Source organism: Streptomyces sp. SID5464, from assembly GCF_009862985.1.
GTDB classification, from domain to species: Bacteria; Actinomycetota; Actinomycetes; order Streptomycetales; family Streptomycetaceae; genus Streptomyces; species Streptomyces chartreusis_D.
Window position 1 is genome coordinate 12,806 of sequence record NZ_WWIQ01000055.1, and the last position, 10,723, is coordinate 23,528.

A 10,723-nucleotide genomic window follows, 5' to 3' on the forward strand; every position below is an offset into this window, starting at 1 on the left:
CCCCAAGCTCTCGGCTTCGCTCGAGCAGGGGGCCCCATCGCCCCGGCGGCACGACTGCCCGCAGCTCGGGCGGCCCGCACCCACAAGTCGGCCGCAGGCGCTACACGCGCCGTACCCCGGCCCCCGCCCCCAGCGCCCCCCGCTGCGGCGCGATCCCCGCCGGTACAGCGCGCTGGCGGGCCGGTGTGCCCGTCCAGCACGTGCCACGGCGGGACAGCAGACGGCGGAGCCACAGTTCCAGGGAGACGAGGTCGGCGAGGCCGTCCAGGGGGAGGGGCTCACCGGCCGCCGCGGAGCGCAGGGCCTTGCGGACCACCCGGGCTTCGACCAGGCCCGCCTCCGCCAGCAGCGGCGTGTCGAACAGGGCGACCAAGGAGTCCGCCGCCACCCTCAGCCCCGTACGCGCCGCGGCCGCCGCCGTCGCCTGGGTCGGGGCGCCCCACCCGGGCGGCAGGTCCCTGACCCCGGCCCCTTCCAGCACCGTACGCAGGATCGCCGCCCGCGCCCCCGGCCGCACCCGCAACGCCTCGGGCAGCGCCCGGGCCGCGCGTACGACCTGGTTGTCGAGGAACGGCGCGTGCAGCCGCTGGAAGCGGATCTCCGCGGCCTGCTCCAGCACCCGCAGGTCCGCCGCGTGCCGCGCCAGCGCCGCACGCGCGCGGAAGTCCCCCGGCCGCTGCCCCGGCCCCACCAGCTCCGACCGGTGCGTCGCCGCCTGAAGGCGAACCGATACTTCAGCGAGCGCCTCACCGGTCAGCCAGCGCGCCGCCGGCCCGGGTCTCCCCCAGGTCAGCGCGGCGAGCGAGGCCTCCACCGCACCCCCGGGCGCGTCCTGGCCGTCGTCCGTACGGTGGTCGAGCAGGCGCTCGGCCAGGGATTCGAGCCCCGCCCGGTACGGCGTACGGGACAGCCGTCGCGCGGCCGCGTACACGCGCGCGGGCACCAGCACCGAGCCGTCCGTCTTGGCCAGCGCGGCGACGGGCCGCACCAGGTGGCGCCGCTTGCGGTCCATCAGCAGATCGGCCAGGCGCGCGGGATGGGCGTCCAGGACCTGCCGCGCACCGTAGCCGGTGAAGTGGTCCGCGCTGCCGGCTGCCAGCCGCGCCCGGTGCCGGGCCGCCGCCACCAGGGACGCGCCCGGCTCGTCCGTCAGCGGACCGTCCAGGTCGGCGTACGGGAGGGTCTCCTCGCCACCGGCCACGACGACATGGTGCAGACGCGGGTTCGCGGCCAGCGCGCCCGCCCGCTCCAGCTCGGCCTCCCGCCCTCCGACGGCCAGGTCGTTGAACGTGACCGCCAGCAGCCGCTCCCCCGCGCCGGTGCCGTGCCCCAGCACCGTGCCCGGCATGCCGGGCAGCCCCGCGGCCAGCAGCGCCAGCGTCCCCGAGGCCGGCCCGCCGGACAGGTCCGCCCCGATCCCCGGTACCGGCATCCCGCGCGCGGCACGCCGCTCCGCGGGCCCCATGCCGGGCACGGGCCCGGGGTCGATGTCCGCCCCGGGGACGTGCCGCGGCGCGGACAGCCGCGTCCGTACGGCCTCCACGAGCGCGTCGCGCACGGCGTCGACAGCGCTGTCGGGATCGGCCGAGGGCGCCGCCACCGCCAGCGAGGCGACCGGCTCGTACCCGGCGATCTCGCGCGCCCCAGCGCGCAGGATCAGTGCATGCCCCGGCGGAATGCGCTTCACGCCGTCGTACGGCGTGGAGTCGTGCAGCGCGGCGGGCACGTCAGGGGCGGCCAGCAGCGCGGCGAGGTGCCCGAAGTCGAGGTTGGCCTCGATGAGGTCCGCCAGCGGCAGCGCGGCCGTCGCATACGCCGTGCCGCCGGCCCAGGGGGTGTAGAAGACCGGCCGTGCGCCCGCGAGGTCTCCGCAGACGGTGACCCTCCGGCCGACCTGCACGATCGCGGTGTAGCTCCCCGGCCAGGCGGTCAGATGCCGAAGTGCCCCGCCGCGTGCGGCGAACAGCGCGACGCGCAGCTGCTCGTCGGTGGCTCCGCAGATGCCGAGGACGGCGATGCGTGTCCGGTCGTCGGCCTTCACGACCCGCACCTCGTCGGGGCGCCAGTCGCCGACCGCCCACAGCGGATCGGGGTCGCCCCACAGGAGTTGGGAACCCACCGGGTGCAGGGTCTCGCCGTCGGGACCCGTGGCCCCCGCCGAGCCGGCAGCGACGGCTCCCGCGGCGGTGCTGCTCCATCCCACCAACCACCGCATCGCCGCCTCCACAGGCTGTGGACAACCAGTGCACCGCACGAACCGGTTCACCATGCTGCCATGAAGGAGGCGTTCCAGAGTGCGCCCGCGCCGCTTGCGCTCCGCCGAACGCGCCCCGGCGGAGCCACCCACGCCGCCCCGAACACCCCGGAACGCCCCGAACACTCCCATGCCACAAGAGGAGACGGGCGGAGAAGACGGCAGTGAAGACGGAAAGGGAAGACGGCGCGGAGGTGGCGACGAAGGAGGCAAGAACAGGAGGGACCACCAGGAGGCAAGACACGTCAGCGACACGTCATCAGTACGACTGCGGCGCGAATGCGCCCCCGACACGCGCCCCGAATACGCCCGACGCGCCCTCAAGTACCGTGGTAGGAGGCCTGATACCCCCTGACCGGCGGGGTCGATTTTCGGCCAAATCCGTGTCACGCAGGCAGCGTCGAACACTCTCCGTACAGGCCCTGCGTTCCACCGCGCGATCGCGCAGTCCGGGAGACGGAGCACGCCTCCCGGACCGTTCCGCCGCCCGCGGGGATGTAGGCGGCGGTGTCCCCCAGCCCACTGGATCCAGTACAGCGGGCCGACCCACGCAATGACCATGGAACCGCTCCCGCGGTGGCCGGAGAAGAGCGCACGGACAGGCGCACGGCCACACAGTGGGAGCACGCCGCAACAGCGCGTATCTGAACCGCACTTCAGTACGGACCACAATCCCGCCAACCGGAACAATGCCCCTTAACGCTTGGGATGCGGCGAACTACGCTGGGTTTACGAATGCCGCGTGGTTATGCCAGCGCCGGCAGCCGTCTGTGTCGAGGGGTGGCGCATGTCCAGGGAGCAACGCGGGCCGAACGAAAAACTCGGCGCCGTTCTCGCCCTCGCGGGAATCAGCAACGCAGGCCTCGCGCGGCGCGTCAACGATCTTGGCGCTCAGCGAGGACTGACGCTTCGCTATGACAAGACGTCGGTGGCGCGCTGGGTGTCGAAGGGCATGGTGCCGCAGGGTGCGGCGCCGCACCTCATCGCCGCCGCCATCGGCCAGAAGCTCGGCCGCCCGGTGCCGCTCCACGAGATCGGCCTGGCCGACGCGGACCCCGCGCCCGAAGTCGGCCTCGCCTTCCCACGGGACGTCGGACAGGCGGTGAAGTCGGCGACGGAGCTGTACCGCCTCGACCTCGCGGGCCGCCGCGCCGGCTCCGGCGGCATCTGGCAGTCACTGGCCGGATCGTTCGCGGTGAGCGCGTACGCAACGCCCGCCTCACGGTGGCTGATAACCCCGGCCGACAGTTCGGTGGCGCGTGACGTGGGCCCCGGCGAGGGCTCCGGCGCACCGCTCAAAGTCGGCCACAGCGATGTGCAGAAGCTGCGGGAGGCCGCCGAGGACGCCCGGCGCTGGGACTCCAAGTACGGCGGCGGCGACTGGCGTTCGTCGATGGTCCCCGAGTGCTTAAGGGTGGAGGCGGCTCCGCTCCTGCTCGGTTCCTACTCCGACGAGGTCGGCCGGGCCCTCTTCGGCGCCTCCGCCGAACTCACCCGGCTCGCCGGCTGGATGGCCTTCGACACGGGCCAGCAGGAAGCGGCCCAGCGTTACTACATCCAGGCCCTGCGCCTGGCCCGGGCGGCGGCGGACGTCCCCCTCGGGGGCTACGTCCTGGCCTCCATGTCCCTGCAGGCCACCTACCGCGGCTTCGGCGACGAGGGCGTGGATCTCGCCCAGGCCGCCCTGGAACGCAACCGTGGCCTGGCCACGGCCCGCACGATGAGCTTCTTCCGCCTCGTCGAGGCCCGGGCACACGCGCGTGCGGGGGACGCCCAGGCGGCCGGCGGCGCCCTGAAGGCGGCCGAGAGCTGGCTGGAGCGCGCCCGCCCCGGCGACAACGACCCGAGCTGGCTCGGCTTCTACTCCTACGACCGCTTCGCCGCCGACGCGGCCGAGTGCTACCGCGACCTCAAGGCGCCCCGCCAGGTCCGCCGCTTCACGGAACAGGCCCTCTCCAAACCGACGGAGGAGTTCGTCCGCTCGCACGGCCTGCGCCTGGTCGTCTCGGCGGTGGCCGAGCTGGAGTCGGGGAACCTGGACGCGGCGTGCGAGCAGGGAGTGCGGGCGGTGGAGGTCGCCGGGCGCATCTCGTCGGCCCGTACGACGGAGTACGTGAAGGATCTTCTCCACCGGCTGGAGCCGTACGGCGACGAGCCACGGGTGGTCGAGCTGCGGGAACGCGCACGGCCGCTGCTGATGGCTCCGGCGTAGCCGGGCAGGCATGCTGCCGTCCCCGCGTTTGGAGGCATTGTCAGTGGCGCAGTGCACTATCGAAGCGGGAGGTGGTGCAGGTGACGCGGGTTCCGGAGATCGCGTACGACTGTGACGTGCTGGTGATCGGCGGGGGCATCGTCGGCCTGTCGACGGCGTACGCGATCACACGCGCCGCACCAGGCACACGTGTCACGGTCCTGGAGAAGGAACCGGGCCCGGCCCGGCACCAGACGGGCCGCAACAGCGGCGTCATCCACAGCGGTATCTACTACCGCCCCGGCTCCCTCAAGGCGCGCTACGCGGTGCGGGGCGCGGCGGAGATGGTCAAGTTCTGCGCGGAGTACGGCATCCCGCATGCGGTCACCGGCAAGCTGATCGTCGCGACCGACCGCGCGGAGCTGCCCCGCCTGCACGCACTGGTACAGCGCGGCCGGGAGAACGGCATCCCGGTCCGTGAACTGGGCGCGTCCCAGATCGCGGAGTACGAGCCGGAGGTGCGGGGGCTCGCCGCGATACACGTCGGTACGACCGGCATCTGCGACTTCGTCGCGGTCGCCCGCCAGCTGGCCCACGGCTCGGGCGCGGAGATCCGCTACGGCACCCGGGTCGTGCGGGTCGACCGCCGCCCCGAGCGGGGAGTCGCCGTGCTCACGGCTGCGGGGGACGTCGTGCGGGGGCGGGTGCTGGTGAACTGCGCGGGCCTGTACAGCGACGAGATCGCCCGGCTGACCGGGGACGATCCGGACGTCCGGATCGTGCCGTTCCGCGGGGAGTACTACGAGCTGGCACGGCCGGAGCTGGTGCGGGGCCTGGTGTATCCGGTTCCCGATCCGGCGTTCCCCTTCCTCGGGGTGCATCTCACCCGCGGGATCGACGGAGGTGTCCACATCGGGCCCAACGCGGTGCCGGCCCTGGCCCGCGAGGGGTACGAGTGGGGGACGGTCCGTGCGCGGGAGCTGGGGTCGACGCTGGCCTGGCCGGGGTCCTGGCGGATCGCCCGGCGGCATTGGCGGTACGGGGCGGGGGAGCTGCGGCGGTCGTTGTCCAAGGGCGCGTTCACGGAGGCCGTGCGGAGGTTGCTGCCCGGGGTGTCCGAGGACGACCTGGTGCCGACGGCGGCGGGGGTCCGGGCACAGGCGGTACTGCGTGACGGCACGCTGGTGGACGACTTCCTGATCCGCGAGGGCGCTCGCACGGTGCATGTGCTGAACGCGCCGTCTCCTGCGGCTACGGCGTCCTTGCCGATCGGCAGGGAGGTGGCGCGCAGGGTGCTGAGCGCGCTGTGACCGACTGACCGCTGGGTTTCGAGGTGCTCGGTGTTGCCGCTGAGGCCGGGTGGGCCCGCAGCCAGGCGGACACGGCGGGCCACCGCGCAGGCGGCCACCCGGCCAACACATGACGGCCGTAAAATCGGTCTCACTGTGTCTGACTCCGTGAACACCCCCGAAACCCCCCAGCCCACCACCCCCGGTGCCTCCATCCGGCACAGCCGGGCCAAGGGTGAGCCGCGCTTTCCCGATGGGCCGAAGGCCGATCCCGCCGGGTCGCACTTCGAGCGGCGGATCCGGAGTTTTCAGCCCCGGCGGAGCCGGGTCACAGCGGGCCAGGCGGACGCGCTGCAACGGCTGTGGCCCAAGTGGGGTCTCGACATCGACGGCAGCCGGGGCCTCGACCTGGCCGACCTGTTCGGCAACGACAACCCCGTCGTCCTGGAGATCGGCTTCGGCATGGGCGAGGCCACCGCCCAGATGGCCGCAGCCGACCCCACCACCAACATCCTCGCCGTCGACGTCCACACCCCCGGCCAGGGCAACCTGCTCAACCTCGCCGACCGGAACGGCCTGTCCAACATCCGTGTCGGCAACGGCGACGCGATCATCCTCCTCCGCGAGATGCTCACCCCGGACTCCCTCGACGGCCTGCGCGTCTACTTCCCCGACCCCTGGCCCAAGAAGCGGCACCACAAGCGCAGGCTCATCCAGCCCGACTTCCTGACTCTCGCCGCCACCCGCCTCAGGCCCGGCGCGATCGTGCACTGCGCCACCGACTGGGAACCGTACGCCGAACAGATGCTCGACGTGCTCACGGCACACCCCGACTTCGAGAACACGCAGGCGGACGGCGGTTTCGCGCCCCGTCCCGACTTCCGTCCCCTGACCCGTTTCGAGGGCCAGGGACTGGACAAGGGACATGTCGTGAACGACCTCCTCTTCCGTCGCGTACAGCACGTGGACCAACCCCCCGCCGGCGCCTGACCGCACCCGCGCCCGTATCCCTCCCGCCTGCGGACAGCGCCCATCCGTCGTTAGGGTCAATGCCGTGGCCATCAGCCCCCCACACATGTCGTACCCCAGCGTTCCTCCCAGCGGCCCCGCCGCCGGCTCCCTGCGCCACGCCCACTGGTGGCAGCGCGCCTGGGTGCGCTACGGCGCGCTGACGACGCTCCTCGCGATATCCGGCCTCGTGATCCTCGCCCTGGTCCGCGAGGAGACCGGCACGGAAGGGTTCCTGGTCGGGCTGGGGCTGGCCACGCTCCCGGTGCCCCTGCTCATAGCCGCGTTCCGCTGGCTGGACCGGGTCGAACCGGGCCCGTGGCGGAACCTGCTGTTCTGCTTCGCCTGGGGGGCCTGCGCGGCGGCGCTGATAGCGATCGTCGCCAACAGCTTCGCGACCAGGTGGATCGCGACGGCGACGGCGGATCCGTCCAGCGCGGACACGCTCGGCGCGACCGTCATAGCGCCGGTGGTCGAGGAGATCGCCAAGGCGGCGGCCGTCTTGCTGGTCTTCCTCTTCCGGCGCCGCGACTTCACCGGCATCCTCGACGGAGTGGTCATGGCCGGCGTCACGGCGACCGGCTTCGCGTTCACGGAGAACATCCTCTACCTGGGCACCGCGTTCGGCACCGACCAGCTCACCGGCGGCACCGGCATCGCCTCCGTCACGGCGGCGACCTTCTTCGTGCGCATCATCATGTCGCCGTTCGCGCACCCGCTCTTCACCGTCCTCACCGGCATCGGCTTCGGCATCTCCGCGCTCGCGGCGGACCGCCAGCACGTCCGCCGCGTCGCCTTCCCGCTCTCCGGACTGCTGCTCGCGATGGGCATGCACGCGATGTGGAACGGCTCGTCCGCGTTCGGCGAGTACGGGTTCTTCGCCGTGTACGCGGCGTTCATGGTGCCCATCTTCGGGCTGCTGACGTGGCTGGTGATCTGGACCCGGCAGCGGGAGCTGAGGACCGTGCGGGCGGAGCTGCCCGCCTATGCCGTAGCCGGGTGGCTGTCCCCGGTCGAGCCGTACGCCCTCGGCTCGATGCGGGCCCGGCGGATCGCCCGCCAGTACGCCCGTCGCCACGCGGGCCGGGCGGCGGCGCGGGAGGTCGCGCGGTACGAGGCGTACGCGACGTCCCTGGCGTTCCTGCGGCACCGTGGCCGCCGCGGCCGCGCCGGTGCCGACTTCGTCGCACGGGAACGGGAGCTGCTGGACGAGCTGTGGCGACGCCGGGAGGCGGCTCGCCCCGCGCTGGAGCACGCCGCGCGGATCACGGCCCCTCCGGTACCGGTGGCGGCCCCGCCGTGGCCGGTGTACGGGGCGTACGGGTACGGCCAGCCGACGACGGTCCATCCGACGACACCCCGTCCGGCACCTGCGGCGACGGCGTACCCCGCGTACAACCCGTACCGGTCGTAGCCGAAGCCTCAGCGCCGGGGGAAACCGCTCAGGCCGAAGCCTCCGTGAGCCGCCCGAGCTCCGCCTCCGTCAGCGTCAGCTCCCCGACCCCGGTCAGCGCGGGCAGCTGCTCCACCGTCCGCGCGGAGGCGATCGGCGCCGCCACCGTCGGCTGGGCCGCGAGCCAGGCGAGGGCGACCGTGGCGACGGGGACGTCGTGGGCCGCTGCGACCTCGTCGAGGGCGTCGAGGACCCGCAGGCCCCGCTCGGTCTCCAGGTGCTTGGCGGCACCGCCCGCCCGCGCGCTGTCGACGGTCGTACCGGGCCGGTACTTGCCGGTCAGGAAGCCCGACGCGAGCGCGTAGTACGGCACAGCCGCCAGGCCGGTCCGCTCGGCGAGGTCCTGGAGCTCGCCCTCGTAGGTGTCGCGGGAGACCAGGTTGTATTCGGGCTGGAGGGCCACGTACCGGGCGAGCCCCTCGCGGTCGGAGAACTCCAGGGAGGCCCGCAGCCGCTCCGCGGAGATGTTGGAGGCGGCGATGTACCGCACCTTTCCGGCCTTCACGAGTTCGTCGAGCGCGCCGATGATCTCCTCCACCGGCACGTCGGGCTGGTCGAAGTGGGTGTAGTAGAGGTCGATGTAGTCGGTGCCGAGGCGCCGCAGGGAGGCGTCGGCGGCGGCCTTGATGTTGGCGGCGGACAGGCCTCGGAACTCGGGGTGCTGGCTGACCTTCGTGGCGACGACGACGTCCGAGCGGTTGCCGCGTGACGCGAGCCACTTGCCGAGGACGGTCTCCGACTCACCGCCCTGGTTGCCCTCGACCCAGGCCGAGTAGACGTCGGCGGTGTCGACGAAGTTGCCGCCCGCGGCCGTGTACGCGTCGAGGACGGCGAACGACCGGTCCTCGTCGGCGGTCCAGCCGAAGACGTTGCCGCCGAAGGCGAGCGGGAAGACCTCGAGGTCGGAGGAGCCGAGCTTGCGAAGAGAAGTCATGTTCCGTGTCAACGACCGTACGGGAACGGCCCATTCCACAACGAACGCAAAGCCCCCGCAAACCCGGCACGCACCGGAGCGCTCAGACGTTCAGGCCCTTGCCCCGCAGCCACGCCAGCGGGTCGATGCCGTTGCCGGACCCACCGGTGTGGACCTCGAGGTGCAGATGCGCCCCGGTGACGTTGCCGGTCGCGCCCACGCGGCCGATGACGTCACCCGTGCTGACCTTCTGGCCGACGCTGACGCCGATGGACGACTGGTGCGCGTACCAGATCTCCGTGCCGTCATCGAGGGTCAGAACCGTCTTGTAGCCGTACGAGCCGTTCCAGCCCGCCTCGGTGATGGTGCCGCTGTGCACCGCCTTGATCGGCGTCCCCGTGGGGGCGGCGAAGTCGAGACCCGTGTGGTAGCCGGAGGACCAGTAGGCGCCGGCCTGACCGAAGGTCGAGGTGATGGTGTACGCGGAGGTCGGCAGCGTGTACTGCTTGGCGAGGGCGGCGAGCCGCTCGGCCTCGGCCTTCTTCCGGGCCTCCTCCTCGGCCTTCTTCTTGGCTTCGGCGGCCTTGGCCTTGGCTTCCTTCTCGGCCTTGGCGGCGGCCTCCGCGGCCGCCTTCTCGGCGGCTTCCGCGGCGGCCTGCGCGGCCTTGGTCTCGATCTGGTCCTGCTGGTGCTCGACCTGCGCCATGATCCGGGCGCGCAGCGCTTCACCGGCGCCGGAGGTGCCCTGATCGGTGTCGGCGGCCGCCGAGCCGAGGCTGCTGAGCGGGGTGGCGGAGCCTTCGGGGGTGTCGTCGTCCGAGATGAGGGAACCCACCGAGGGCAGGTCCGGAACGGAGATCGACACCGGCGGCTTGCCGGTCTGGGCGCTGGCCATGCCGCCCGCGCCCACGGCGGCTATGACGCCGACGCCCAGGACGGTGGAGCTGCGGGCGAGTCCGCCGCCGCGCTGCTTGGTGACGCGATGCCGGCCACGGACCGGACGGATGGACTCCGCGGTGGGGTTCCATTCCTGGAACGGGCCCTCGTCGGTGTGGTGACCGCCGTAGCCGAAGGTCTCGGTGTCGCGCTGGTCCAGCGCGGACGGGGCCGCGGGGGCAGGCCGGTTTGACGCCACGTGGGCGTACTCCTTTCCTTCCTTCTCGCCTACCGGGTTAGCTGACGGGTTCGGAGCAGGAAGGTCTCCTACGCGCGTATACCGACCGTGCTTCCACGGCGGCATCCGCCCGATTCACCCCAAGTGGTGGTTCCCCGGTTCCCTTTCGGGATTCGGCGCGTGCGCACGGAGCCGCCTTCTGTGACGGCTGGGACGACCGCGCTGCGTTATCGAACGTTAATAGACGCGCGAGGGGTATTCCAGCGATTCCGCTTGATCATTAACCTTTTTCGCGCGGACCAACCTGCCATGACCGGCCTAAAACGGGCGAGTTGACCGCCACGTAAGTGACTCACGGGTTTTGACGGTGTGTCAGTTGTTATGCGGAGCGGCGTGATTCACTCACCGACAGTGATGCACCGACTCATGAGGAGCCCGGGAAACGCACCGAGGGCCGGAACCCTTTCGGATTCCGGCCCTCGGCCTTCAGTAGCGGGGACA

General features: G+C 72.3%; 7 protein-coding genes and 1 riboswitch. Of the genes, 4 read left to right on the top strand and 3 right to left on the bottom strand.

The genetic code is table 11. From position 1 onward, the window contains the following. Positions 1-100 precede the first annotated feature (100 nt). Positions 101-2,215, bottom strand: a complete 2,115-nt coding sequence (locus GTY47_RS26775; RefSeq protein ID WP_010044956.1) for an asparagine synthase-related protein — start codon at positions 2,213-2,215, stop codon at positions 101-103. 826 nt (positions 2,216-3,041) lie between these two features. Between GTY47_RS26775 and GTY47_RS26780 the strand changes: the two genes are divergently transcribed. The 4 genes from GTY47_RS26780 (at position 3,042) to GTY47_RS26795 (ending at position 8,156) form a co-directional block, all read left to right on the top strand. Next, on the top strand, positions 3,042-4,466 hold the full coding sequence (locus GTY47_RS26780) for a hypothetical protein (protein ID WP_010044958.1): 1,425 nt from the start codon (positions 3,042-3,044) through the stop codon (positions 4,464-4,466). 80 nt (positions 4,467-4,546) lie between these two features. Continuing rightward, positions 4,547-5,755 (top strand): L-2-hydroxyglutarate oxidase, encoded by a 1,209-nt coding sequence (gene lhgO, locus GTY47_RS26785; protein WP_029181531.1) that lies wholly within the window; start codon positions 4,547-4,549, stop codon positions 5,753-5,755. A gap of 135 nt (positions 5,756-5,890) precedes the next feature. Beyond that, positions 5,891-6,724 carry a tRNA (guanosine(46)-N7)-methyltransferase TrmB gene (gene trmB / locus GTY47_RS26790; RefSeq protein WP_010044963.1) on the top strand — a complete coding sequence of 278 codons (834 nt, stop codon included), beginning with the start codon at positions 5,891-5,893 and terminating at the stop codon, positions 6,722-6,724. Positions 6,725-6,809: 85 nt separating this feature from the next. Further along, positions 6,810-8,156 (top strand): PrsW family intramembrane metalloprotease, encoded by a 1,347-nt coding sequence (locus tag GTY47_RS26795; protein WP_010044965.1) that lies wholly within the window; start codon positions 6,810-6,812, stop codon positions 8,154-8,156. Positions 8,157-8,184: 28 nt separating this feature from the next. Here the strand turns inward: GTY47_RS26795 and GTY47_RS26800 are convergent, their stop codons facing one another. Together GTY47_RS26800 and GTY47_RS26805 are read right to left on the bottom strand one after the other, a co-directional pair. Further along, positions 8,185-9,129: an aldo/keto reductase gene (locus GTY47_RS26800; protein ID WP_010044967.1), complete on the bottom strand. Its 945-nt coding sequence runs from the start codon at positions 9,127-9,129 to the stop codon at positions 8,185-8,187. Positions 9,130-9,211: 82 nt separating this feature from the next. Next, positions 9,212-10,243 (bottom strand): M23 family metallopeptidase, encoded by a 1,032-nt coding sequence (locus GTY47_RS26805; RefSeq protein WP_010044969.1) that lies wholly within the window; start codon positions 10,241-10,243, stop codon positions 9,212-9,214. An 11-nt stretch (positions 10,244-10,254) separates the two neighbouring features. Then, positions 10,255-10,411: riboswitch (cyclic di-AMP (ydaO/yuaA leader) on the bottom strand. Between the last annotated feature and the right edge of the window lie 312 nt (positions 10,412-10,723).

Coding starts and splice junctions, on each gene's coding strand:
- GTY47_RS26775 (WP_010044956.1), bottom strand. CDS start 2,215: ATGCGGTGGTTGGTGGGATGGAGCAGCACCGCCGCGGGAGCCGTCGCT.
- GTY47_RS26780 (WP_010044958.1), top strand. CDS start 3,042: ATGTCCAGGGAGCAACGCGGGCCGAACGAAAAACTCGGCGCCGTTCTC.
- GTY47_RS26795 (WP_010044965.1), top strand. CDS start 6,810: ATGTCGTACCCCAGCGTTCCTCCCAGCGGCCCCGCCGCCGGCTCCCTG.
- GTY47_RS26800 (WP_010044967.1), bottom strand. CDS start 9,129: ATGACTTCTCTTCGCAAGCTCGGCTCCTCCGACCTCGAGGTCTTCCCG.